Origin of the sequence: Streptomyces sp. NPDC093801 (genome assembly GCF_040701585.1) — a bacterium.
GTDB lineage: Bacteria > Actinomycetota > Actinomycetes > Streptomycetales > Streptomycetaceae > Streptomyces.
Window position 1 is genome coordinate 61,128 of record NZ_JBFBDP010000033.1, and the last position, 23,405, is coordinate 84,532.

The following is a 23,405-nucleotide window of genomic DNA, read 5'->3' on the forward strand; positions in this document are numbered from 1 at the left end:
ACAGTGGGAGTGCACAACCCCCAGGTCGAGCTCCAGATCGGGGGCGTGTGGACGAACGTCACCGCCCCCGTCCGCATGGAGGACGGACTCCGGCATCGGCGCGGGCGCGGCTCCGAGGGCGCCCGCGTCGACGCCTCCCAGACCAGCCTCACCCTCAACGACCCGACCGGCCGCTACAACTCACGCAACCCGCGCAGCCCCTACTACGGGCTCCTCGGCCGCAACGTTCCCCTGCGGTACTCGGTGGACGGGGCGGCCGTCGCCCTGTCCATCCCCCCCGGGACGGTCGGCCGGGCCGCCACCGCCAACCACGCGTCGTTCGCCGTCACCGACCTCGACGTCCGTGCCGAGATCACCCCGGTCGCCTGGACCGGGATCCGCCTCAACCAGGCCTGGGAGGTGTGCGGCCGCTACACCTACGCCGACGCCAGCTGGTACCTGGTCGTCAACGACGACGGCACGCTGAGCCTCGGCTGGTCGGCGGACGGCAGCACCCTTCTGGAGGTGGACAGCAACGCGTCCGTGCGGTTCGCGCCCGGGGAGCGGGCGGCGATCCGGGCGACCCTGGACGTCAACAACGGCGCGGGCGGTAGAACGGTCACGTTCTACACCTCCAGCAGCATCTCCGGAACCTGGGCGCAGCTCGGCGACCCGATCGTCCAGGCCGGGACGACGAGCATCTGGGCGGGGTCGTCGCCGCTGCGGGTCGGCGACATGCCCGACATCGACACACAGGCCATCGGCCGTCTCGTCCACGCCGTGCAGGTCCGCAACGGCATCGGCGGCACGATCGTCGCGAACCCCTCCTTCACCAGCCTGGCCAGTGGCACGACCTCCTTCACCGACTCCGCCGGCAGGCCGTGGGCCACCGAGGGCACGGCCGTCATCACGTCCCGCCGCTACCGAGCCGTGGCGGAGGTGTCCGAATGGGCGCCGCGCTGGCACATCTCCGGCAACGACGTCCGCGCCCCGCTGACGGCGTCCGGGATCATGCACCGCCTCAACCAGGGCCGCAAGCCGCTGCGGTCGACGCTGACGCGCGGCATGCCGAGCCTGGGCCCGGTGGCGTACTGGCCGCTGGAGGACGGCAGTGACGCCACCCTCGCCTACAGTCCGATCCCCGGCGTGGCGCCGCTGGCCGTCTCCGGTCTGCGGATGGGGGCCGATGCCACGAACCCGGCGTCGGATCCCCTGCCGACTCTGGCGACGGGCGCATCCTTGAACGGGCCCGTGCCGGTGCACACGCCCTCGGCGTGGACGGTTCACCTGGTGTATCGCGTCTCGACGGTGCCGAGTTCCTCGGGCCCGGTGCTGCGGTGGACGACCACAGGCAGCCCGTGGAAGATCTGGACGTTGTATTTCGGGAACAACCTCGCCTACCTGAGCGTCGATGACGGGGCCGGCGCGACCACCCTTGTGGTCAGCAGCAGCATGACGGGCCTGTTCGACGGGACCTGGAACCGGATGGTCATCTGGGTCCTCCCCTCCGGCCCTGATCTGACCGTCGTCGGCAACCTCGGCTCCAACACGCTCACCGGCACGACCATGGGTCGGATCACCAACGTGGCCACCGACTACTTCGCCGCCCTCGATGGGAAGGTCTCCATCGGGCACATCGCGATCTTCTCCAACCAGGTCTACGGCTACGAGAACTACGACCTCGCCTGGCATGGAGAGCTCGCCGGCGCCCGGGCTACCCGCCTGTGCCGGGAGGAGTCCGTGCCGGTGGACGTGTGGGGCGTCACCGCCGGTCAGCAGGCCCTGGGCTACCAGCGGCCTGGCAAATTGCTCGACGTCCTCGCCGAGGCGGAGGCCGCGGACGGCGGGATCCTGCTGGAGGACCGCGACCGGCTCGGACTGGTCTACCGCGCGCGCAGCACCATGTACGCCCAGAACCCGATCCTGACCATCCCGTACGGGCATCTGGCGGAGTTCGGGCCGCCCCGGGACGATGACTCCCGGATCCGCAACGACCGCACCGTCCGCCGGCAGGATGGCGGTTATGGTCGTGCGCAGCAGGCCACCGGCCCTCTCTCCACCGCGGCATTCCCGACTGGCGTGGGCATCTACGACGACGAGGTGACCCTCAGCCTGTCGGATGACTCCCAGTGCCAGCCGATCGCCGAGTGGCTGGTGCACCTCGGCACCGTCGACGAGGCCCGCTACCCGGAGATCAGGCTCTACCTGCACAAATACCCGCAGTACATCGACGCCGTGACCCGCCTGGACGTCGGCTCGGTCATCCGCGTGACCGGGCTGCCCTCGCATCTGCCGCCCGGGCCGCTGGACCTGCTCGTCGAGGGGCTCACGGAGCACATCGGCTCGGAGACGTGGGAGCTGTCCCTGGTGTGCAGCCCCGCGAGCCCCTGGGTGGTGGCCATCGCCGACCTCTCCAAGGCGGAGACGTCTGGCTCCACCCTCGCCTCGCCCGTCTCGGCCTCCGCGACGAGCCTGTCCGTGGCCACGACCAGCGGCCCCCTGTGGTCCACCAGCGCCGGGGACTGGCCGATCAGCATCGAGATCGGCGGCGAGGTCATGACCGTCACCGCCGTGTCCGGCAGCAGCAGCCCCCAGACCATGACCGTGACCCGCGGCGTGAACGGGTTCGCCGGCGCCCACATTGCGGGCGACGCGGTGACCCTCGCACAGCCCGCCATCGCCGCCCTGTAGAGAGAGGAGGCCCAATGCCGATCCCGGCCGGGGGCACGATCACCTCCGCCATCCTCCAGCTGATCGACGCAAAACCGATCGCGATCCTTCAGCAGACCGTCACACAGTCCGTGGCCAACGGGGCATGGGCGGTCATCACCTTCGACAGCGAGATCACCGACCCCAACAACGGCCACTCCACCAGCAGCAACACCAGCCGCTACACCTGCCAGTACGCGGGCTGGTATCGCATCACCGGCCGCGCCGCGTTCGCCACCAACTCCACCGGCTCCCGGGGGGCCCGCATCCACAAGAACGGGTCCTTCATCCAAGGGGCCGCGAACTTGGCGGCTGCGGGCACGCTGAACGGGATCTCCGAGGTCAGTCACATCCTGTCCCTGGCCGTCGGCGACTACGTCGAGGTCGCGGGCGGTCAGAACTCCGGCGGTGCCCTGTCCACGGCGTTCGCGAACGAGGCCGCCTCGATGATGTACGTCGAGTGGATCAGGTCATGACCGCCTGCGCGTGCGGCGCGGCCGCGGTGGTGCAGTGGCGCCGGCGGCCGACGGAGGCCGAGCTGGACCGGATCGTGCGGGCCGAGGAGACCCGGCGCGCGGCCGCGCGGGCGTTGGGGGCGGTTCTCGACGAGGACACGCCGGCCCCCGGGGCGGACGCAACGGTGCCGGTGTACGCCTGCGCCTCCCATGCGCTGCCGCCGGGGATCGCCTCGCAGGTCCACGAGGCGGCGTGCGCCGGCCCCGGGAAGGGCGGCGGCGCGTGCGGCTGCCCGCTGGCGGAGCCCGAGTTCCCGTTCGACCCCGCCGAGGAGCAGCGGCCCGCCGGGCTGCTGCCGCCGGGCTGGTAGCCCGTACGCCAACCTCACCGCCCCGTGCCAGTTGGCCGGGGCGTTCTTCATGCCTTGGAGGCCCCATGTCCGCTGGTGCGCAGTTCTACCCGGGGGCGTCGACCGCCTACCGGTATGACGGTACCTACGAGGGTCTGATGCAGGAGATCAACTGCTGCGTCACCCACACCACCGAGGGCACCACCCTCCCCGACTACGACGACGGCGCCATGGCGCCCAACACCACGCTGCTGCCGGACATCCCGAACCAGAGACTCCGGGCCTACGCCCACTTCCCCGCGGACATGAGCGCACGCGCCCTCGTCGACTCCTCCGCCACCACGGTCCGGACCAACCGCAACAACTGCCACCAGGTCGAACTGGTCGGCTCCTGCGACCCGAAGCGGCGCACCAGCTGGGGCAGCCTGCGCGCCGGCGTGGACTACATCTACTGGCCCGAGGCCCCGGACTGGGCGCTGCGGGAGTACGCCCGGTACATCGCCTGGCTGTACACAGAGCACGGCGTTCCCCTCGTCCTGACCACGCGGCCGTGGCTGCCCTACCCGGACAGCTACGGCAGCAGCAACGGCCAGCGGATGACGCTGGACGAGTGGGCCTCGTTCAGGGGGCACTGCGGCCACCAGCACGTGCCCGACGGGAACGACCACGGCGACCCCGGCAACATGCGGATGGACCTGGTCGTCCAGTACGCCAGGGAGCTGGCCTCCGGGGGCTCCGCGGGGGCCGGTGGCGGGGGCACGCAGCCCCCCGCCCCCGCCTACGAGCCGTTCCCCGGCGCCGGGTGGTTCGTGACGGGCCGGCGCTCGCCGATCATCGCCGCGATGCACGCCCGGCTCGTCGCCGTCGGCTGCAACCGCTACCAGACCAACACGAACCTCGACGTCTGGGGCTCCGGGGATAAGGCCAGCTACGCCGCGTGGCAGCGTCATCTCGGCTACTCCGGCTCCGACGCCGACGGCATCCCCGGCCCTACGTCCTGGGCTCGGCTCCAGGTCCCCAACGTCTGACCCCCACCAAGGAGAACCACATGACCAACTCGTTCCCGCCCGTCGACGTCATCGTCAAGACCGGCAAGACCTACGCCAAGGACGTTGCCGAGCGCACCGTCTGGACGTTCGCCGCGGCCACCGGCGGCCTCCTCGTCGCGTCCGGCCCGGCCGACATGCTCCACGGCTCGTTCTGGCAGTCCGTGGGCACGGCTGGCCTCATCGCTGCGGGCACGTTCCTCAAGGGCCTCGCTGCCCGTCTCGTCGGCGACCCCAACAGCGCGTCCACCGCCCGGGGGGTGTAGCCGTGACGACAGCCCCCGAGCCCGCCGGCATCTACATCAGTACGGGCCAGATGTACCAGGAGGTGAGGGGGCTGTCCGAGACGGTGTCCCGGATCGAGAACAAGCTGGACGGGATCTTGGACACCACCGGCGACCTCCGCAAGGACGTCGACGACCACGAGACCAGGCTCCGCGGGCTGGAGCGGGCCCGCTGGCCGCTTCCCACCATCGGAGTCCTCGCCGGCCTTGGCGGGGCGATCACGGGCGCGATCGCCCTCGTCGCCAGGTAGGAGGCCACCATGCCGAGCAGGCGCACCGTGACCGGCAGCGTTGCCGATCTCTTCACTGGCGCCGGGCAGATCGCCACAGTGGTCCTCCGCGCACTGCCTCGCCGCTGGACCGACGAGGCCGGCGGCCAGCTGCTCGTCGCCCCCGACCATCCCGTTCCGGTTGTGGCCGGGGCCTGGTCCGTGGCCCTGGTCCCCACCGATGAGCCGGGGATCGAGCCGAGCGTCGGCCGCTACTACGAGCTGGAGGAGTCCATCGCGGGCGTGCCCGTACGCCGGCGCGTGTTCGAGTTGCCGAAGGGCGACGGCAGTCCCGTCTCGGTCCTCTCGCTGGTCGTCGCGGATCCGGGGTTGCCCGGCTACGTGCGGGGCGCGGCCGGGGCGCAGGGTCCGAAGGGCGACACTGGCGACGTCGGCCCGCAGGGGCCGCAACCGCCGCTTGGCGCGGCGGGCGCCGGCGCCGCGGTCGCACTGCGCAGTACCGACCCGACGACGACCAACGCGAGGACGCCGACCGCGCACGCAGCCTCGCACGCGGCCGCCGGGTCGGACCCGGTCACCCTCACCCAGGCACAGGTCATGGGCCTGGCATCCGCCCTCGCCGCGCTCGCCCCGCTGGCCGGGGCGACCTTCACCGGCGGGGTCACCATCTCCGGCGCAGACCTCGCGATCAGCGGCACCGGGCGGGGATACCGGCTGCGGCGCGGCGGAGCCAGCCTCGATCTGGAGGCGACCGGCTCAGACCTGATCGTCTCCAACTGGTCGGGGCCCAACTTCGACGGGACACAGCGCTCCTACCTGCGTCTGTCCGCGGACGCGCAGAACCTCCAGATCGCGGGCAAGGTCGAGCACGTCGACGCCCTGTACGGGACGACGCGGCACGTCCTCGACGGCGCCGCGAACACCATCGGTCTCTACGGCGCGAGCCCGGTCACCCGGCGGACCGTCACCGGATCCCGGAGCGACGGCTCGGCCCTGGCCAGCCTCCTCTCCGGCCTCTCCACGGTCGGCCTGATCACGGACAGCAGTACCCCGGGCGACGGCATCACCGACCAGCCCAGCGAACAGAACCTGTTGGCGTGGACCTACGATCCGGCGATGGCCGGGCACGTCACCGCCCAGTCGTCCGCCGGCGTCGCCGGGCGGGTCACGCTGGTGCGGATCCCGATTCGGAACACGATCACGTGGTCCTCCATCTGGATTGGGCTGGCGGGGGTCGACGCGGCGGCGGTCCTGTCGAACTGCTACCTCGGGGTGTACGACACCACGGGCACGCTTCGCGGCGTCACCGCAGACATCTCGTCCTTGCTCATGTCGGGGGCGACGGCGAAGGCGCTGCCGCTGGCCACGCCGTTCATGGCGGCCCCGGGTTTCTACTACATCGCGATGCTGCTGAACGGCACCTGGGCCACGAACAGCCTCACCTTCAAGTCGAGCGGCGCGGGCATCTCAGTGAACGCGGGGCTCACGGCGCCGAGCCTGCGCTACTCGAACATGCTCACCGGACAGACGTCGCTGCCGGCTTCGCTGACGCTGGCCTCGCAGTCGACCTCCATCATCAACACGGGTTGGGCCAGCCAGTGGTACGGCGTCTCCTGAACGACATGCCCCCTCTCGCCTACGGGCGGGAGGGGGCGATTTTGCGCGTCCAGGCCAGCCATCTACTGGCGGTGCTCGTCGACCGCATTCAGCGCAGCACCCCAGGGGTAAGGCTTCTTCTCGCCAGGGGCGTTCGGCTCGAACCCGTCCAGGCCGAACAGCACCCGGACTCCGGCCTCGCGCAGCGTCTCCAGGGACAGCGGAAACTGCGGGTGCTGGGTGTAGGCGCTGTTCACGCACGGCATCGCCGTGAGCGGGATCCCCTTGCCGATGGCCTCCGAGACGAACCCGACCAGCCACGTGCCGGTGATTCCGAGCGCCCACGAGTTGATGGTGTTCATTGTCGCCGGAGCCACGAGGACCGCGTCCGCTGGCGGCCACACGTCCGGGTGGCCGGGCCGCTTGTACCGGGAGCGCACCGGGTGCCCGGTCAGAGCGGCCAGCCCGTCGATGTTGTCCTCCAGCCACTCGGCGGCCGTCGGCGTCAGCCCGAGGCACACATCCCAGCCGCGAGCCTGCGCATCCTCAACCACACTGGCGATTTCGAAGACGGGCGGTGCCGCCGAGCAGAGCAGGTACAGAGTCCTCGTCGTCATGATCCTGACCCTACGCAACCGCCCCCGATCCGGGTGGAGTCGGGGGCGATCGACGGTACCGTCCATGATGACGAGTCTTGGACGGAGACCAGTATGCCTCTACCTGACGATGACCACACCGGTTCCCGGATCCGGGAACAACGGCGCCTCGCCCGCCTGACACAACGCGAGTTGGCCGACCGGATCCCGTACAGCCTCAGCCTCCTAAACCAGGTCGAGTGCGGAGCGCGCCCCGCGACTCCTGGCTTCGTGGCAGCTGTGGCCCACGCACTGCGGGTGGACTCGTCCAAGCTGACAGGACCCCCCGCAGTGACCGCACTCCCCGCCGACCGGCTGCTCGCCCTGGTCGCCCCGATCCGGGAAGCCCTTGATCGCTTCGACCTCGGCCCGAACCCCGACCTCACCCAAGTCCGCCCCACATCGGACCTGATCGCCGAGGCGGACACCCTGTGCCAGCAGGTCCGGGCCACCCACCTCCGCGCAGCCGCGAAGGCCCTGCCCGCGCTGATCGTCGAGCTAACGCACACGGTCTGGACAGCTCCGACCACCGATGCGTGGCGAGGCCTGGCCTCCGCCTACCGGACCGCCCACGACGTCGCGCTGAAGCTCGACTACCCAGACCTCGCGCGCGTCGCCCTGGACCGCATGGGCTGGGCTGCGGGCCGCGCATCGGATCCGTGCATCGAGGCCGTGCAGCGGTACAAGCGGGCGATCCTGTGGCGGTGCGCCACCTCGGCGCCGCTCATCACCTCCGGGCAGGCGCTCCTCGCGGGGGAGACGAGCCGCGAGGCCCTCGCTGTGACCGGGCAGCTGCACCTCGGCCTCGCGACGGTGGCCGCGAAGAACGAGGATGCCACCGCAGTGGAGACTCACCTTGCTGCGGCGCGGGAAATGGCTGATCGAGTCGGCGGCGAGGCTGGTGACGTGCACTGGCTGTCCTTCGGCCAGGTCAATGTCAGGTTGCACGAGCTGGGTGCCGCGATCACGATGAACGACTTCGACACGGCTCTCGGCCGGGCCCGCACGATCCAGCTTCCGGAGTCGACGCTGACCTCCCGCCGGGCCCGCTACCTCGTTGACCGCGCGCTCGTCGAGATGGAGGCCGGCTCCGCGAAGGGGTCTCTCAAGTTCCTTGCCGAGGCGCGAAAGGTAGCGCCCGAGCAGACCCGGCACCTACCCGGGACCCGGGCCACGATTCGGGGGCTGGTGCACCTGTCTCGCCGGGCGCCGGACAGCTTGGGCGGGATGGCCCGTTGGGTCGGGCTGTAGCACTCACAAATCTGTGAGCATTCCTCCCTGCCGGGGCCGTCACGCTGGTGTCTCCACCCGCTGACGACGGTAGGGAGCCCCTCGTGATGAGCCCGACCCGCAGCGTGCTGAGCCTCGACACCCCCGATGGCTCGGACGCCGACACCGCAGAGCTGGCCTTGCCCAGCGCGGACCTCCTCGACCGGGCATTGGCCGGCTGGCAGCGCTTCCTCCGCACCGAGGCGGAGGTGGCCGATGCGTGAGCGGTACGAGTACCAACCTCACCACCTGCTTCGACAGCGGGTCCGTGACATTCCGTCCGGGGTCGAGGGCACGCTGATGGCCGTCATCACCGAGAACGTTTCGGACACCGGCATCGAGCGATGGGTGGACTTGGCCTACATCCGGAACAAATCCGGCCGCGAGTTCAGCACCGCCGTCGAGAACATCGAGCCCGCGTGAACCTCCAGACTGGGCCCCACTGGCACGCCTACGCCTACACCAGCCCACCCGGCGTCACCCCGGACGATGAGGAGTGGTCACTCGATCCGGACGACTGGCTGAAGCGGCCAGCCGCGGAGATCGTGGCCACGCTGCTGGAGCCCGAGGAAGCGGCCACCTGGATGCAGCAGCAACTCGCCGCGTATCCACCCTGGTCGGAGGGCGCTCACGGGTACGTCCACGCAACGCTGTACACCCGCCAGTACCTCCACCGTCAGCAGGATCAGACGCCGTGGGCTCACTACGTCGACCGGCACGATCGGGTCGTCGTGCGGGTTCTCGCGGCGTGCCCGCGGCCGCGCCCACCCTCCAGGCCAGCCGAGCTCTACGCGTGGGAGACACCTGTCCCACCGTGCCCGCTTGCCAAGCCCGAGCCGTAAGCGCCTCAGCCCGCCTCAGAACCGACCACGCTCCGTTCCGGCGTTCGACAGGCTCATCCCTGCGCGCCGGCGCACAGCCCCCTCCAGCCGACCTCGCTCCGCGGGGGGGGCTGTGTCCCGGCCCGCAGGGCCCACACCACCACCCATGGCACACGACCAAGGGAGACGCATGTCCACTCCGGCCCCGCCCCCTCCGTGCAGCAGCAAGGCCCCCACCCCTCCGACACCCGCACAGACAGGAGGCACCATGACCCTGATGCTCGAACCGGGCGTCCGCGACGCCCGGGGGCTCCTCGACCCCGATGACTTCATGGCCGTCACCGCGACCGTCGCCAAGGACAACCCCGACATGGGCTGGACGATGGCCGAACGAGTCGTCGTCGAGGGTCTCAAGTTCGTCGCCGTCGCGGCCAGCGGCACGGAGCGCGGCATCGCGCCGTCGCGCGTCGTCGACGAGGGCTGGCACGCCCTCATCCTGCACACCGCCATCTACGACGGCCTGTGCGAGCGCCTCGGCGGCTTCGTCCACCACTACCCCGAGCCCCCGGACTCCGGCCGCTACGACCCCGCGTTCATCGACCGCACCATGGCCGCGATCGAGCGGGCCGGCTTCCCGGTGGACCGGGAGCTGTGGCGTGGCCCGGACAACGGGATCGTCGAGGTGGCCGCGTCCTGCCAGCACGCGCCGAACTGCGGGCCCATCCAGCCGATGCCCACCCCGCAGTGCCTCCCGGACCCGCCGCCGCCCAGCGAGTAGCCCGCCTGACCGCTACGCTCCACTCCGATGGGAGGACTCATGCAGGAGTGGACAGACCCTCGGTACGCCGAGCTCGTCGACGTCTGGCGTGAAACGCAGCAGCCGACATCCCGCGACCCGGAGGAACCCCCGGCGCGCGGATTCATCATGCAGCCGCCGTCTCACGACTGACCGCGACCCCGGCCCGGCCGCCTCGTGCGGCCGGGCCCCTTTCCCCTGCGGAGTCCCCTACATGACCACCGAGTCCAGCTGGGACAACTACGCCCGCCTCACTCCCGCCGGCCGCCAGGGCCCCCCGCCTCCGTTCAGCTGGACCGTCCACCCCGGACATGGCCCGGGCGCCGAGCTACTCGACGTCGACCCCGGCGCCAGCGTCCTGGAGCTCGGGTGCGGCAAGGGCAACCGTCTCGCCGCCCTGGCCGCGCTGGACGTACATGCCGTCGGCGTCGACATCTCCGCCGTGCAGATAGCGGGCGGTCGCGCCCGGTGGGGGCCGGCGCTGGAGCTCCACCAGGCTGACGCCGTCCACTTCCTGCGCCACACCGCGGCCGAGTACGACGCCGTGTACTCCGTCTTCGGAGCGCACTGGTTCACGGACCCGGACGTGCTCCTCCCCGCCGTCCGCGCCCGCTTGAAGCCCGGCGGAGTGCTTGTGCTGGCGCACCTCGCCCCGGGGGGACGGTTCGAGACCCACGGCCCAACAGCTTCGCGCTCCGGCCCGGGCACGGTGCTCCGCTGGGAGGGGGAGGCGTACCAGTGGGCCAACTTGCTCACCGACCACGAGTTCCTGACCCCGTCCGTCTGTACCATCCACCCGCCTCACCGAAGCACGGCAGCACCGACCGTCGTACTCCGCAGCTGGGGCTAGGCCGGACGGGATACGCCGCTGGCGCCGTTCCCGGTCGGGGGCCGCTCACTGCTGCGCGGTCCGCTCCAGCCACCGCCCGTACCAGATCATCAGCTGGAAGGTGCTTCGGAGGCCGAGCCGCTCTCGGGCCTCCGCAAGGCCACGATTCACCAACCTGTCGCTGATCCCGAGCCGCCGGCCTGCACCGTCCTGGGATTCGCCTGCGTGGAGCTGCTCCAGGATGTCCATCTGCCGATCGGTCAGTACGACCTCATCGGCCACGGCCACGGCCTGAGCCCACGGCATGGCGTTCTCCCAGTAGATGTCGAAGACATTCCGGGCCCACATCACGGAGCTCCGGTCTGCGACGTGCCAGCCGCTGTGGGCATCGGGTCTGCGGGTGACGTGGTCGTCGACGAACAGGCTCTTCTGGTCCACGATGATCATTCGCGGGAATCGGCCAGCGACCGCCCGCACTTCTCCACCCGCATCGATCAGCGCGGCCACGTATGCCTGCGTGGCCCGGTCGGCCGCCGCCGTGGACCGGTACAGCAGCCGCAGGGTTGCGCCGCGCTCCAGCGCCGCCAGGGACCGGTCATTGCCCAGCTTCCGGATCGCCGGGTCCCGGTCCGCGGGGAGGGCAGGCTGAGCGGCGAGGAGCTCGACGGCGGCTTTGCCCGTGATGGTGCCGATTCGATCGTTCATGAGGCTCGGGGTGGGGAGGAATTCGCTGCCCATGTGGTCGAATCGGCGACTGTGTTCGTAGGCGGGCGCTAGGCCCTCCAGGACGGGGATGGCGGCCAGGCGTTCCAGGCTGGCCGTCAGCTGGGCGTGCTCGGCCTCCAGGAGCCGCTGAATCGCGGCCCGCGGGTCCGTGGCGATGTGGGAGCCCTCGTCGTACGGGTCGTCATCGACCAGCCCGAGACTGGCGAGGCGGCTGAGGTCAGTCTCGGCCGGCAGGTGCTCGCCTGCGGCCAGCGCCTTGTAGTGGGCCTGGTCTTCGGTCGTGAGGTCGTGCGGGTCCTGAGAGTCCGTCACTGTGCACACCTATCCCCCTATTTGCCGTGTGCGGGATCCCGAAGTTCGGATTCCCGAAGGAGTCAATCTCTTGGATCGCGGCATGTGCTGGTGGCACGCTACATCTACCCGTAGCGCTGCGGAGAGGTGTTCGATATGTTCCACGGCATCACCGAAAGGACCGGTATGCGAAAGATCTTCCAGGTCACGGCCACCGCGCTCCTGACCGCCTCGGCACTCATCGGCACCGCGACGCTCGCGTCCGCCGACCCTGAGCCCAGCGTCAGCGGCGACGTGCGACAGATCGACGTCGGATGGGGATCCGCGCCGGGCGCGACCCCTCAGCCGACCCCGACCGCTACCACCAGCGACGTTGGATGGGGGTAATGATCGAGTAACGCCGAATCAGAGCCCCGGTCGCACTCCGCATTCGACCGGGGCTATTCGCGTACCAGCTCGGCCAGCGACACGCCGAGTGCCGCAGCGATCAGGAGCAGGACGGTCAGGCTGGGGTCCGAAATCGCGTACTCGATCCGGTGCACGGTTTTGAGGTCGATCCCCACACGCTGGGCCAGCGCTTCCTGAGTGAGGCCGGCGACTGTCCGAGCATCGCGTACACGCGCGCCGATCGCCCGACGGCGGGCCAGGACCCAGGCCGGGGGCGGATCTTTCGACACCTGTACACGTTGTGATGATCTTGCGCCGTTGTCTTTACCTGGGCAGGTAAATCTAACGATCTCACACACATACCGGCCAGACGACCGAAACCTGTTGCGTCAGCCGCTTCAACAAGTTGTGCTGCTGACAGACCGACCGCACGACGATCCAAGGTGATACCAAGTGCACGACGAGCCGGACCCCGAACCACCCCGCGCCCCCCTGTCCCTCACGCAGCGGGCCCGGGCCGACGCCGCCTCGCGCGCGCTCGCCTCATCACGCATCGCCGACCTCGCGGCCCTCGACGGCGCGGCGTCCATCCTCATGATCGAACGACTGCGGAGCGCCCTTGACGATGCCCTGCGGCTGCTGAACGAGGCGACCCAGTAGACTCACGACCCACACCCCCGCACCCCTGGAGCCGGGGAGACCGCCGATTCGAACCTATGCGCACTAGAAATTTTTCGGGTGCGCTCATGTGGGCGTACCACTTCAGCGAGTGGTGCTCGACGGCCCAGATCCGGTCGAATCCCATGCGTTCGGCGAAGACCGCCTGCTCGACGCAGTCGCGGATGACCTGGTGCTCCCGCTCCACGGTGGGGTCGGCCAGCTGAGCCTCGAAGATCACGGAGAATTTCACGATGCCTCCAGAGATGCGTCCCGTGCCCGGTCTTGCTTCGATTAGAAATATGACTAGTAGTCATATCGCCAACAAGCAAGACCTGCCGCCGACCGCGTGGGCGGTTCTGGGCCTGCTGTCCTTCCCCGGCGAGCGGACCGGGTACGAGCTCAAGAAGTGGGCGGACTCCTCCCTCCGCTTCTTCTACTGGTCGCCCGCCATCAGCCAGATCTACGCCGAACTGCGGCGGCTGGAGGAGCTCGGGTACGCCTCCTCCGCGCGCTCGGGGCCGGAGGAGGCCCGCGCCAAGCGCCGCTACGCCATCACGGACGCCGGCCGCGAGGCCCTCGCGGGCTGGGCGGCGGACACCGCCGAGGCAGGACCGCCCGTGCTCAAGCACGGGCTGCTGCTGCGGATCTGGCTCGGACACCTGTCGGAGCCGGAGCGGCTGCGCGCGATGGTGGCGGACCACCTGGAGCGCACCCGGGGCGAACTGGCCGCCGTGCGCGAGGCCATGGCGCACGCGGCGGACGTGCCGGAGTGGGCCTTCCCCGCCCTCGCCCTGCGCTGGAGCGAGCGCCAGCACCTGGCCGAGCTGGAGCTGGGCGGGGCCCTGCTGGAGGACCTCGCGGAGGCCGGCCGGCGTGCGGGGGCGCACCCCGGGCGGGCGGAACGTCAAGCCGACGGGGACGCGCCCACCCCCGGGTGACGCGGCGGGGCGCCCCGGGCCCGCCGCGGGGCTCACGGCCCCGGCGGGAAGCGGGTGGACGGCTTCCGCGAGCCCCCTGCACGCCCGGTCCCAACGCGCGCGGTGCGCACTAGCATGCGTCCTCACCGGGCGCGGCCGGTCGGGACACCGCGACCGCGCCGGGAGCCGCCGTCGACGGAAGCGAGAGAACCTTGACTTTCCTCACCATCGGTCACCGCGGGGTCATGGGTGTGGAACCGGAGAACACCCTGCGGTCGTTCATCCGGGCGGAACGCTGCGGGATGGACGCCATCGCGCTGGACGTTCGCCTCAGCAAGGACGGCGCCCTCGTCGTCCTGCACGACGCCGAGGTGGACCGCACCACGGACGGCGCGGGCGCCGTCACCGACCTGACCCTCGCCGAGCTGCGCGAACTGGATGCCGGCCTGGGCGAACGGGTGCCGGTCCTGGAGGAGGTGCTGGACGCCGTCCGGATCCCGCTCCAGGTGTCGGTCCAGGATCCTGCCGCCGCCGCGGCCCTCGTGGAGCTGCTCGCGCGCGAGGACCTCACCGCCCGGATGGAGGTGGCCTCGGGCGATGCGGAGCTGCTCGGCGAGGTCGCCCGGCGGGCCCCCGGGGTCCGTACCGCGCTGCACGTGGAGCGGCCCGGCGCGGACGCCGGGGAGCTGGTGGCGGCGGCCCGGGCGGCGGGGGCCGCGACCGTCGCGGTGGACATCCGCCGGCTCAGCCTGGAGGCGGTGGAGGCGGCGCACGCGGCCGGGCTGCGGGTGACCGGCTGGTCGGTCAACACCCTGGACCGGCTCCGGCTGGCGCGCGCCCTCCAACTGGACGGCGCGGCGACCGACTTCCCGGAGATCCGCAGCACCGGCCGGTTCACGGCCTGAGCCTCCTCCGTACCGCCGGGGCCGTGCCCGCCGTCGTGGCGGGGTCCCGGCCTCCGGGGCGCCCCGGCCGTCAGAGCGCCTTGACCAGCAGCTCGAAGGCCAGGTCGTCGCGGAGCGGGATGCCGAAGCGCTCGTCCCCGTAGGGGAAGGGGCTCAGCTCGCCGGTGCGCCGGTAGCCGCGCCGCACGTAGTAGGCGATGAGCTCCTCCCGCACGTTGACCACGGTCATCCGCATCTCGGCGACCTTCCAGTCCTCCCGGGCGCGGCGCTCGGCCTCGGCCATGACCTCCTTGCCGAGGCCGGCGCCCTGGAGCCCGGGCCGTACGGCGAACATGCCGAAGTAGGCGTGGTCGCCCCGGTGTTCGAGCTGGCAGCAGGCGACGAGCTCGTCCCCGCGCTCGACGACGAGGAGCGTGCTGTCCGGGTCCGCGATGATCGCGCCGACCCCACTCGGGTCGGTGCGCTGGCCGTCCAGGTAGTCGGCCTCGGTCGTCCAGCCGGCCCGGCTGGCGTCCCCGCGGTAGGCGGACTCGACGAGGGCCACCAGGGCGGGCACGTCCTCCTCCACGGCGCTGCGGAAGCTCAGGGCGGCGGGCTGGGCGGTGGACATCGGGCGCTCCGTTCGGTACGGCGGCAGAGCAGCGGCATATGACATGCCGCCGGGGTCGCAGAGAGCCTATCCCGGTCCCGCGTGAAGGGGGTGTGAGCAGGGCATCCCTTCCCGTGACGCCGACGAACCGGGAGGTTCCGCCGTGCACGGATCCGCGACGCCCCTCTCCGCCTCCTCCGCCTCCGCCTGGCTGCTGGTCCTGCTCTGCGCCGTCAGCGGTGCGTACTGCCTGCTGCGGGCGCGCAGAGCGGACCGCCGGGCCCGCGGCATGGCGGCCGGGGAGGCGGTGATGGGCTTCGGGATGGCGGCGATGGCCGTGCCCTCCGGCGCCGGGCCGTGGGGGCCGCAGATCCTCCTCGCGGTCTGCTGCGGGGCCTCGGTGCACGCGCTGTGGCTGCTGCGCGGCGGGAGCCACCACGCACACCACCTGGTGGGCACGCTGGCGATGGCGTACATGGCGCTGTCGGCGACCGCCGGGCACGGGCACGGCCGGGCGGGGCTCCCCCTGGTGACGGGGGCGCTGCTCCTCTACTACTCCGGCTACGTACTGCTGGGCGGGGCCCGGCTGGTGACCGCCGGCGCCGCGCCGTCCGCCGCGGCCGGCCCCGGGGGCACGGGGGGCGGCGGGGCCGGGGAGCTCGTCCGGGCCTGCCGACTGGCCATGGGGATAGGGATGTTGGCGATGCTGCTGAGCATGTGACGGCCCGTCGGGCGGAGGTCCGCGCGGGCCGGAACGTGTCCTGCGTCACCAATCCCCCCGGCCCGTACCCGTAGGTAGCCCGGCGCTCATAGGCTGGCGGACATGATGGTCCCCGCCGCCCTTCTGCTCCTCGGCGCCCTGACCGCGTTCCTCGCGCCGCGCCTGCTGGCCCGCGCCGCCTGGCCCGATCGGGAACCCGTGGTCGCGCTGTGGGTGTGGCAGTGCGTGGTGGGCGCGACGCTGCTGTGCCTGGGGCTGTCGATGCTGCTGAGCGCGGCCGCCGCCTGGCAGGCCGTACGGGGGCGGCTGTTCGCGGCGGCCCCGCACGGGGTGGTGGACGCGTACGGGCTGGGCCCCGGGGGCGGCCGCTGGGCCGCGGCCACCGCCCTGGCACTGGCCTGCGGAGGGCTGTGGACCGGGGCGATGCTGACGCGGGAGGTGCTGCGGGCGCGGGCCCGGCGGCGTGCCCGGGGGGCCGAACTGCGGCTGCGGGCCCCGCTGCTGCCCGGCGAGGACCCGGCGGCGGCGCGGCTGGTGGTGCTGGAGGGCCCGCGTCCGGAGGCCTGGTGGCAGGCCGGGCCGGCGCCGCGCCTGGTGGTGACGACGGCCGCGCTCGGCCGGCTCAAGGGGAGCCAGCTGGACGCGGTGCTGGCGCACGAGCAGGGGCACGTGGCCGCCCGGCACGACTGGCTGCTGCACTGCTCGCGGGCCCTGTCGCGGGGGTTCCCGCAGGTGCCGGTGTTCGCGGCGTTCGAGGCGGAGATGGACCGGCTGGTGGAGCTGGCCGCCGACGACGTGGCCTCGCGCCGCTACGGGCGGCTGACGATCGCGCTGGCTCTGGTCGGACTGAACGAGGACCGGGGCGTCTTCGGCCCCGCCTCGGCCCAGGCGCACGTGCCCGAGCGGGTACGGCGCCTCCTGTCGGCCACGCCCCGGCTGTCCGCCGGACGCCGGCTGCGGCTCACGGCACTGGCCACGCTGCTGCCGGCGGTACCGCTGGCGGTGGCGTTCGTACCGGGGCTCAGGGCGCTGGCGTAGGCCGCCCCGGGCCCGGCTCCCGGGCGTGCCTGCCCGGGGCGATCCCCCGCGTCGCCCCGGGCAGACGGCTTCGCGCTGAGTATATTGGCTCGAAGCCAGTCAACGCAGGAGTAAGCATGTCCCCGCGCAGCGCATCGGTCAATGAAGAATTGCGCAGACGTTCCCGGGAGCGGCTGCTGCAGGCCACGGTCGAACTGGTGGCCGAGCGCGGCTACGAAGCCACCACGCTCGGCGACATCGCCGACCGGGCGGGCGCGGCCCGCGGCCTCGTCTCGTACTACTTCCCCGGCAAGCGGCAGCTGCTCCAGTCGGCGGTGCACCGGCTGATGCACCTGACCCTGGAGGAGGCCCTGGAGCACGAGCCGCGCACGGACGACGGCCGGGAGCGGCTGGCCCGGGCGGTCGACGCCGTCCTGGGCCTGGCCCGCGACCAGCCCCGGCTGATGCGCACCCACATGGCCGGGATCCTCCAGGCGGAGGGCTTCATCCGCTGCCCGGAGCAGCAGCGGCTGGCGGAGCTGCTCCGGGACACGGTCGTGCGGTACGGCTCGGCGGACGTGGACACCGACTACCCGATGCTGCGCGCGCTGCTGATGGGTGCGGTGGTGGCGGTCCTGCTGCCGGGGGCGCCGATGCCGGCCTCCCGGCTGCGGGCGGAGCTGTTCCAGCGGTACGGGCTGGAGTGGGAGCGGGGGTTCCCGCCGGACGGGGGGCCGCCCGGCGGAACGTTCCCTCCGTGAGTCCGGTCAGTGGTACTCGGGCTGGCTCTGGACGTTGAGCCGGTCCATCCGGACCCGTTTGGCGCTGTCGGTGCGCCGGTCGTCGAGCCTGAGCACGTCCAGGCCCTTGACGATGTCGTTCGAGTAGACGTGCCCGTTGTAGTAGTACGCCGACCAGGAGCCGCCGAGGCCCAGTTTGTCGGTGGTCAGCGGGCCGCGCTCGAAGTAGCCGATCTCCTTGGGGGCGGTGGAGTCGGTGAAGTCCCACACCGAGACCCCGCCCTGGTACCAGGCCTGGACCATGATGTCGCGGCCGTCGCCGACCGGGACCAGCGAGCCGTTGTGGGCCACGCAGTTCTCGGTGTCGGCCTGGTGGCGCGGGATCTTGAAGTAGCCCCGGAAGACGAGTTTGCGCTGGTCGCCGCGGCCGGTGATGTCGTAGATCCCGTCGGCGCCGCGGTTGGGGCCGGTGGCCTCGTTGCAGGTGGCGGCGCCGCCGCCGCCCAGCTCGTCGGTGAACACCACCTTGTCCGCGCTCTCGTTGAAGGTCGCCGAGTGCCAGAACGCGAAGTTCACGTTGTCCTGGACCCGGTCGATGACCCGCGGCTGCTCCGGGTCGCTGATGTCGAAGAGGATCCCGTCGCCCATGCAGGCGCCGGCGGCCAGGTCCTCGGAGGGCAGCACGGTGATGTCGTGGCAGCCGGTGGTCTTGGAGACCCCGGGGTTGGCGGGCGCTCCGGGGTTGCCGCCGTCCGGGAAGAGCACCGGGAAGCCGACGACGGCCGCCCGGGTCGGGGCCTTCCTGGGGACCTTGACCACGGAGATGCCGTCGTGCGGGGGCTGGCAGTCGGGGAAGGCCTCGCTGGGCGAGTAGGAGGAGACGTAGAGGTAGATGTCGCGGCCGCCCGGCACCAGCGTGTGGGTGTGCGATCCGCAGGCCGTCTCGACGGACTTGATGTACTTGGGGTTCTTCTTGTCCTTGATGTCGAAGATCTTGATGCCCTCCCAGGAGGACTTCTCCGTGGCGGGCTGCGAGACGCTGTTGCAGGAGTCGTCGCTGCGCGAGGAGTCCGTGGAGAGGAAGAGCAGGTCGCCCGAGACCGAGACGTCGTTCTGGCCGCCGGGGCAGAGGACCTGGGTGACGATCTTCGGGGCCTTGGGGTCGGCGATGTCGTAGATCGTGAAGCCGTCGTAGTTGCCGGCGTAGGCGTAGTCGCCCTGGAACGCCAGGTCGGAGTTGATGCCCTTGAGGTCGGCGTTGGGGATGTTGGCCAGGGGTCTGACGTTGGCGCTGTGCACGACCTCGTCCTGGCCGGGGATCTCCCCCGGGGCGAGTTCGCGGCCCGGCGCGAGGTCCGCGCTCCGCCGGGAGCCCGCGCCCGGGGACGAGTCGCCGGGGTCGGGGCTGGCGGCCGCCGGTCCGGCGGCGAGGAGCGTAGTGAGGAGTCCGGCGGCCGCCAGGGCCGCCCCCAGACTCCGGTGGCGCACTCTGACGGTGTGCAGCAAGGTCACTGTGCCTCCCGTGGGGGCCCTGCGCTCCGTTCCCGGGTGGGGAGCGGAACCTGGACCCCGGCAGTATCTTCCTTTCCATGGACATGGCAAACGCGTTACTCGGCCGATTCCTGGGGGCGGCGCTGGCCGCCTCACTCCTCCTCCCCCTTGCCGGCTGCACCGGCGGCGGCGGTGCCCCGCGGGGGGCCGCCGACGGCTCACCGGTGGTGGTCGCACCGGGCCGGCCGGGAGAGGACTCCCGGACCCTCACCCCCGAACAGGCCGCCCGGCAGCGGCCCGACGACAGCCCCAACGCCGCCGACCGGGCCTATGTGCGGCGCATGATCGAACACCACCGGCAGGCCCTGGCGATGAGCGCCCTGGCCCCCGACCGGGCCTCGGCCGACGGGGTCAGGAGGCTGGCCGAGCGCATCGCGGCCGCGCAGGGGCCCGAGATCGGGGCCATGGAGAAGTGGCAGGCCCGCCACCCCGCGCCGGCCGGCGACCCCGGCGGCCACGACCACGGCGCGATGCCCGGCATGGCCACGGAGCAGCAGCTGCGCGAGCTGGCGCAGGCCCGTGGCGCCGCCTTCGACCGGCTCTTCCTCTCCCTGATGACCGCCCACCACCAGGGGGCGGTGACGATGGCCGGCGAGGCGCTGGCCCAAGGGAACAACGGCGCCGTCGAGGAGATGGCGAACGAGGTGGTGGCCGTCCAGAGCGCCGAGATCCACCGGATGCGCGCGATGGGCTGACGGGCGCCGGGGCCGGTGGCATCCTGGGGAGCACCTGCGGGAGGGAGTTCCGCCGTGCTTCGTGTCGCCGTCGTCGGCTCGGGCCCCAGCGGGGTCTACGCCGCCCAGACACTGGTCGAGCAACGTGAGGTCCCGGGCGTACGGGTCGACGTGCTGGACCGGCTGCCGGCTCCGTACGGCCTCGTACGGTACGGGGTGGCCCCCGACCACGAGAAGATCAAGTCCCTGACCGGAAACCTGCGCTCCGTGTTGGAGGACGAGCGGATCCGGTTCCTCGGGAACGTGGAGGTCGGCGACGGACCGCTGACCACCGCCCGGATGCTGGAGCTGTACCACGCGGTGGTGTACTGCGTGGGCGCGGCGCGGGACCGCACGCTCGGGATCCCGGGCGAGGAGCTGGCCGGGGTGCACTCCGCGACGGCCTTCGTGTCCTGGTACAGCGGGCACCCCGACGCGGGCTCCTTCGACCTGGGCGGGGTCCGCTCGGCCGTGGTCGTCGGGGCGGGCAACGTCGCGGTGGACGTGACCCGGATCCTCGCCCGGGGCGTACCGGAGCTGGAGCCCACCGACATGCCCCAGCCCGCGCTGGGGGCGCTGGCGGACAGCGGGGTGCGGACGGTGGCGATGGTGGCCCGGCGCGGCCCCTCACAGGCGAAGTTCACCACCAAGGAGCTCCGGGAGCTGGGCACCCTGCCCGGGGTGGGCACCCGCACGGACCCCGCCGAGCTGGCCCTCGACCCGGCGTACGCCGACCCGGCCGCGGCGGCGGCCCTGCCCGCGGCGGCCCGGCGCAACCTGGAGGTGCTCCGGGGCTGGGCCGGGGGCCCGGAGCCCGGCGGGGACCGGGAACGGGAGGTCTCCCTGCGCTTCTACCTGCGCCCGGTGGAGGTGCTGGGCGGCCCGGACGGCCGGGTCCGCGGGATGCGCTTCGAGCGGACCGCGCCGGACGGCCGGGGCGGGGTGACCGGGACGGGCGCCCACGAGGACGTGGAGGCCCAGCTGGTGCTCCGCTCGGTCGGCTACCTGGGTGTCCCCCTGCCCGGCCTGCCCTTCGACCCGGCCACCGGCACCGTGCCGCACGCGGCGGGCCGGGTGGTCCGCGCCGGGCGCGCCTCGGTCGGCGAGTACGTGGCGGGCTGGATCAAGCGCGGCCCGACGGGGGTGATCGGCACCAACCGCCCCTGCGCCAAGGAGACGGTCTCCTCCCTGCTCCAGGACGCGGGCGCCCTGGCCCGCCGCGACCTCTGCGGCGATCCCCTGGACGCGCTCCGCGCGGCGGGCCTGCGCCCGGTGGAATGGCCGGGCTGGCTGTCGATCGAGGCGGCCGAGGCGGAACTGGGCCGCTCCCTGGGCCGGCGCTCGGTCAAGATCCCCGACTGGCCGGGCCTCCGCGCGGCGGCGGGTCTGGCGTAGGGCCGGACCCGCCGCGCCGCCCAACGGCCACGACCACCGCCGCGCCCCTGCCGCACCGCTCGGACGGTCGCGGTCAGGAGGTCTCCGTCCGGCGCTCGCCCAGCCTGGCTTCCTGGGCGGCAGCCGCCGTCAGGAGGGTGTCGAGGAGGCCGGGGAAGAGGGACTGGAGGTCCTGGCGGCGGAGGCCGTTCATCTTCGCCGTGCCGCGGTAGGTCTGGCGGACGACGCCGCTCTCGCGCAGGACGCGGAAGTGGTGCGTCGTCGTGGACTTGGTGACCGGAAGGACGAAGTCCGAGCAGGCCAGCTCGACCTCCCGGTCCGCGAGCTCGCGGACGATGGAGAGCCGCAGCGGGTCGGAGAGGGCATGGAGCACCCCCTCCAGGCGGATCTCGTCCGCCTCGGGGTGGGCGAGGGCACGGGGCGCGTCACGTTCCGTCATGTCCTGCTCCACTCCTCCGGGTTCCGGCCGGGGCCTCGGGGCCCGGTCCCATCGTACGAGAACCTTCGTACGAACGGGCCGGGGCGGCGCCGGGGAGCGGGTGCGCCCCGCGCCGCCCCTCGTTCACCAGGCGCGCCGGTACTGGCCGGGGACCGGGAGCTCCGCGCCCAGTCCGGCCGCCGCGCGGCGGGCCCAGAACGGGTCGCGCAGCAGCTCCCGGCCGAGGAGGACGGCGTCGGCCTCGCCGTTGGCCAGGATCTTCTCGGCCTGCTCGGGCTCCGTGATCAGGCCGACCGCCGCGACCGGGAGGGTCGTCTCGGCCTTGACCCGGGCGGCGAAGGGCACCTGGTACCCGGGACCGGTGGGGATCTTCACGCGGGGGGCGAGTCCGCCGGTGGAGACGTCGAGCAGGTCCACGCCGTGCTCCTCCAGCAGGGCGGCCAGCCGGACCGTCTCGTCGGCGGTCCAGCCGTCCTCCTCCAGCCAGTCGGTGGCCGAGATCCGGAAGAAGAGCGGGAGCTCCTCGGGCCACACCGCCCGCACCGCGTCCACGACCTCCAGGGCGAAGCGGGTGCGGTTCTCGAAGGAGCCGCCGTAGGAGTCGGTGCGCCGGTTGCTGTGCGGGGAGAGGAACTCCCCGATGAGGTAGCCGTGGGCGCCGTGGATCTCCAGGACCTCGTAGCCGGCGGCGAGGGCCCGCCCGGCGGCGGCCGCGAACTGGCCGGTGATCTCGTGGATCTCCTCGGTGGTGACCGCGTGCGGCACGGGGTGGCCCTCGTCGAAGGCCACCGCGCTGGGGGCGCTGGGCCGCCAGCCGTGCGCCTCCTCGCCGACCGGGCCGCCGCCCTTCCAGGGCCGGTCGGTGGAGGCCTTGCGGCCGGCGTGGCCGATCTGGATTCCGGGGACCGAGCCCTGGGACTTGACGAAGGAGGTGATCCGGCGGAGGGCCTCGACCTGGGTGTCGTTCCAGATGCCGAGGTCCTGCGGGCTGATCCGGCCCTCCGGGGAGACGGCGGTGGCCTCCTGGATGATCAGGCCGGTGCCGCCGGTCGCGCGGGCCGCGTAGTGCGCGAAGTGCCACTCCAGGGCCACGCCGGCGTTCGGGCCGAAGGCCTCGGCGCTGTACTGGCACATCGGCGCCATCCAGATCCGGTTCGGGATGGTCACCGACCGGAGGGTGTAGGGCTGGAAAAGGGCGGCGAAGGCAGCGGGTGCGGCACTCATGGGGTTCTCCAGATGTCACCGGACGCGCACCGGGGTCGGTGCGGCGCTAAGTACGAGAGATACCGTACTACGGAACTTCTCGTAGTACGAGACTTTCCGTACAAGCGGCTCGGGGGTGCCCCGCGACGGCC

General features: G+C 72.2%; 29 protein-coding genes and 1 pseudogene. 22 read left to right on the top strand and 8 right to left on the bottom strand.

Annotated elements, in window-relative coordinates; all coding sequences use genetic code 11:
- Window positions 1-3: 3 nt before the first annotated feature.
- The 7 genes from AB0469_RS31945 (at window position 4) to AB0469_RS31975 (ending at window position 6,670) form a co-directional block, all read left to right on the top strand.
- The gene (locus AB0469_RS31945; RefSeq protein WP_366454964.1) at window positions 4-2,670 is read left to right on the top strand and encodes a hypothetical protein; all 2,667 of its coding nucleotides are present in this window, start codon (window positions 4-6) and stop codon (window positions 2,668-2,670) included.
- A gap of 14 nt (window positions 2,671-2,684) precedes the next feature.
- Window positions 2,685-3,164, top strand: coding sequence for a hypothetical protein (locus AB0469_RS31950; protein WP_366454965.1), 480 nt, complete (start codon window positions 2,685-2,687; stop codon window positions 3,162-3,164).
- Window positions 3,161-3,514 (top strand): hypothetical protein, encoded by a 354-nt coding sequence (locus tag AB0469_RS31955; protein ID WP_366454966.1) that lies wholly within the window; start codon window positions 3,161-3,163, stop codon window positions 3,512-3,514. The genes AB0469_RS31950 and AB0469_RS31955 overlap by 4 nt, the downstream gene beginning before the upstream one ends.
- Before the next feature lie 65 nt (window positions 3,515-3,579).
- On the top strand, window positions 3,580-4,521 hold the full coding sequence (locus AB0469_RS31960; RefSeq protein WP_366454967.1) for a peptidoglycan-binding protein: 942 nt from the start codon (window positions 3,580-3,582) through the stop codon (window positions 4,519-4,521).
- A 20-nt stretch (window positions 4,522-4,541) separates the two neighbouring features.
- Window positions 4,542-4,805, top strand: a complete 264-nt coding sequence (locus tag AB0469_RS31965; protein WP_366454968.1) for a hypothetical protein — start codon at window positions 4,542-4,544, stop codon at window positions 4,803-4,805.
- Between the two features lie 2 nt (window positions 4,806-4,807).
- Window positions 4,808-5,074, top strand: coding sequence for a hypothetical protein (locus AB0469_RS31970; RefSeq protein ID WP_366454969.1), 267 nt, complete (start codon window positions 4,808-4,810; stop codon window positions 5,072-5,074).
- A 9-nt stretch (window positions 5,075-5,083) separates the two neighbouring features.
- Window positions 5,084-6,670 (top strand): hypothetical protein, encoded by a 1,587-nt coding sequence (locus AB0469_RS31975; RefSeq protein WP_366454970.1) that lies wholly within the window; start codon window positions 5,084-5,086, stop codon window positions 6,668-6,670.
- A 62-nt stretch (window positions 6,671-6,732) separates the two neighbouring features.
- On the opposite strand, the gene AB0469_RS31980 is transcribed toward AB0469_RS31975, so the two are convergent.
- Complete coding sequence (locus AB0469_RS31980; RefSeq protein WP_366454971.1) at window positions 6,733-7,266, bottom strand: flavoprotein; 534 nt, start codon at window positions 7,264-7,266, stop codon at window positions 6,733-6,735.
- A 93-nt stretch (window positions 7,267-7,359) separates the two neighbouring features.
- Between AB0469_RS31980 and AB0469_RS31985 the strand changes: the two genes are divergently transcribed.
- The 6 genes from AB0469_RS31985 to AB0469_RS32010 all read left to right on the top strand — a co-directional run bounded on the left by AB0469_RS31985 (window position 7,360) and on the right by AB0469_RS32010 (window position 11,020).
- Window positions 7,360-8,535 carry a helix-turn-helix transcriptional regulator gene (locus AB0469_RS31985; protein ID WP_366454972.1) on the top strand — a complete coding sequence of 392 codons (1,176 nt, stop codon included), beginning with the start codon at window positions 7,360-7,362 and terminating at the stop codon, window positions 8,533-8,535.
- An 83-nt stretch (window positions 8,536-8,618) separates the two neighbouring features.
- On the top strand, window positions 8,619-8,777 hold the full coding sequence (locus tag AB0469_RS31990; RefSeq protein WP_366454973.1) for a hypothetical protein: 159 nt from the start codon (window positions 8,619-8,621) through the stop codon (window positions 8,775-8,777).
- On the top strand, window positions 8,770-8,976 hold the full coding sequence (locus AB0469_RS31995; protein ID WP_366454974.1) for a hypothetical protein: 207 nt from the start codon (window positions 8,770-8,772) through the stop codon (window positions 8,974-8,976). Before AB0469_RS31990 ends, AB0469_RS31995 begins: the two co-directional genes overlap by 8 nt.
- Window positions 8,973-9,395, top strand: a complete 423-nt coding sequence (locus AB0469_RS32000; RefSeq protein ID WP_366454975.1) for a hypothetical protein — start codon at window positions 8,973-8,975, stop codon at window positions 9,393-9,395. The genes AB0469_RS31995 and AB0469_RS32000 overlap by 4 nt, the downstream gene beginning before the upstream one ends.
- A gap of 247 nt (window positions 9,396-9,642) precedes the next feature.
- Window positions 9,643-10,152, top strand: coding sequence for a hypothetical protein (locus AB0469_RS32005; protein WP_366454976.1), 510 nt, complete (start codon window positions 9,643-9,645; stop codon window positions 10,150-10,152).
- Between the two features lie 232 nt (window positions 10,153-10,384).
- A complete protein-coding gene (locus AB0469_RS32010; RefSeq protein ID WP_366454977.1) occupies window positions 10,385-11,020 on the top strand; it encodes a class I SAM-dependent methyltransferase in 636 nt (211 codons plus the stop codon).
- Between the two features lie 45 nt (window positions 11,021-11,065).
- Here AB0469_RS32010 and AB0469_RS32015 read toward each other — a convergent pair whose 3' ends face one another.
- Window positions 11,066-12,037 (bottom strand): LuxR C-terminal-related transcriptional regulator, encoded by a 972-nt coding sequence (locus AB0469_RS32015; RefSeq protein WP_366454978.1) that lies wholly within the window; start codon window positions 12,035-12,037, stop codon window positions 11,066-11,068.
- A 135-nt stretch (window positions 12,038-12,172) separates the two neighbouring features.
- Between AB0469_RS32015 and AB0469_RS32020 the strand changes: the two genes are divergently transcribed.
- Window positions 12,173-12,403 carry a hypothetical protein gene (locus AB0469_RS32020; RefSeq protein ID WP_366454979.1) on the top strand — a complete coding sequence of 77 codons (231 nt, stop codon included), beginning with the start codon at window positions 12,173-12,175 and terminating at the stop codon, window positions 12,401-12,403.
- A 53-nt stretch (window positions 12,404-12,456) separates the two neighbouring features.
- Here the strand turns inward: AB0469_RS32020 and AB0469_RS32025 are convergent, their stop codons facing one another.
- Window positions 12,457-12,693, bottom strand: coding sequence for a helix-turn-helix transcriptional regulator (locus tag AB0469_RS32025; RefSeq protein WP_366454980.1), 237 nt, complete (start codon window positions 12,691-12,693; stop codon window positions 12,457-12,459).
- 163 nt (window positions 12,694-12,856) lie between these two features.
- Between AB0469_RS32025 and AB0469_RS32030 the strand changes: the two genes are divergently transcribed.
- Entirely contained in the window at window positions 12,857-13,063 is a 207-nt protein-coding gene (locus tag AB0469_RS32030; protein WP_366454981.1) for a hypothetical protein, read from the top strand.
- A 28-nt stretch (window positions 13,064-13,091) separates the two neighbouring features.
- Here AB0469_RS32030 and AB0469_RS32035 read toward each other — a convergent pair.
- A pseudogene (locus AB0469_RS32035) lies at window positions 13,092-13,313 on the bottom strand (LLM class flavin-dependent oxidoreductase); the annotation flags it as partial.
- Between the two features lie 49 nt (window positions 13,314-13,362).
- Between AB0469_RS32035 and AB0469_RS32040 the strand changes: the two are divergent.
- Window positions 13,363-14,001: a PadR family transcriptional regulator gene (locus AB0469_RS32040; RefSeq protein WP_366454982.1), complete on the top strand. Its 639-nt coding sequence runs from the start codon at window positions 13,363-13,365 to the stop codon at window positions 13,999-14,001.
- A gap of 191 nt (window positions 14,002-14,192) precedes the next feature.
- Window positions 14,193-14,885 carry a glycerophosphodiester phosphodiesterase family protein gene (locus tag AB0469_RS32045; RefSeq protein WP_366454983.1) on the top strand — a complete coding sequence of 231 codons (693 nt, stop codon included), beginning with the start codon at window positions 14,193-14,195 and terminating at the stop codon, window positions 14,883-14,885.
- Between the two features lie 70 nt (window positions 14,886-14,955).
- Here the strand turns inward: AB0469_RS32045 and AB0469_RS32050 are convergent, their stop codons facing one another.
- On the bottom strand, window positions 14,956-15,495 hold the full coding sequence (locus AB0469_RS32050) for a GNAT family N-acetyltransferase (RefSeq protein WP_366454984.1): 540 nt from the start codon (window positions 15,493-15,495) through the stop codon (window positions 14,956-14,958).
- Between the two features lie 142 nt (window positions 15,496-15,637).
- Between AB0469_RS32050 and AB0469_RS32055 the strand changes: the two genes are divergently transcribed.
- The 3 genes from AB0469_RS32055 to AB0469_RS32065 all read left to right on the top strand — a co-directional run bounded on the left by AB0469_RS32055 (window position 15,638) and on the right by AB0469_RS32065 (window position 17,973).
- Window positions 15,638-16,195, top strand: coding sequence for a DUF5134 domain-containing protein (locus AB0469_RS32055; RefSeq protein WP_366454985.1), 558 nt, complete (start codon window positions 15,638-15,640; stop codon window positions 16,193-16,195).
- A 102-nt stretch (window positions 16,196-16,297) separates the two neighbouring features.
- The gene (locus AB0469_RS32060) at window positions 16,298-17,233 is read left to right on the top strand and encodes a M56 family metallopeptidase (protein WP_366454986.1); all 936 of its coding nucleotides are present in this window, start codon (window positions 16,298-16,300) and stop codon (window positions 17,231-17,233) included.
- A 116-nt stretch (window positions 17,234-17,349) separates the two neighbouring features.
- The gene (locus AB0469_RS32065) at window positions 17,350-17,973 is read left to right on the top strand and encodes a helix-turn-helix domain-containing protein (protein WP_366454987.1); all 624 of its coding nucleotides are present in this window, start codon (window positions 17,350-17,352) and stop codon (window positions 17,971-17,973) included.
- Between the two features lie 6 nt (window positions 17,974-17,979).
- On the opposite strand, the gene AB0469_RS32070 is transcribed toward AB0469_RS32065, so the two are convergent.
- Complete coding sequence (locus tag AB0469_RS32070) at window positions 17,980-19,464, bottom strand: hypothetical protein (RefSeq protein ID WP_366454988.1); 1,485 nt, start codon at window positions 19,462-19,464, stop codon at window positions 17,980-17,982.
- Between the two features lie 77 nt (window positions 19,465-19,541).
- On the opposite strand from AB0469_RS32070, the gene AB0469_RS32075 reads away from it, so the two are divergent.
- A complete protein-coding gene (locus AB0469_RS32075; RefSeq protein ID WP_366454989.1) occupies window positions 19,542-20,198 on the top strand; it encodes a DUF305 domain-containing protein in 657 nt (218 codons plus the stop codon).
- 54 nt (window positions 20,199-20,252) lie between these two features.
- The gene (locus AB0469_RS32080; RefSeq protein WP_366454990.1) at window positions 20,253-21,611 is read left to right on the top strand and encodes an FAD-dependent oxidoreductase; all 1,359 of its coding nucleotides are present in this window, start codon (window positions 20,253-20,255) and stop codon (window positions 21,609-21,611) included.
- A gap of 73 nt (window positions 21,612-21,684) precedes the next feature.
- On the opposite strand, the gene AB0469_RS32085 is transcribed toward AB0469_RS32080, so the two are convergent.
- Together AB0469_RS32085 and AB0469_RS32090 are read right to left on the bottom strand one after the other, a co-directional pair.
- Window positions 21,685-22,050, bottom strand: coding sequence for a helix-turn-helix domain-containing protein (locus AB0469_RS32085; protein ID WP_366454991.1), 366 nt, complete (start codon window positions 22,048-22,050; stop codon window positions 21,685-21,687).
- A gap of 123 nt (window positions 22,051-22,173) precedes the next feature.
- Entirely contained in the window at window positions 22,174-23,274 is a 1,101-nt protein-coding gene (locus AB0469_RS32090) for an NADH:flavin oxidoreductase/NADH oxidase (protein ID WP_366454992.1), read from the bottom strand.
- Window positions 23,275-23,405 lie beyond the last annotated feature (131 nt).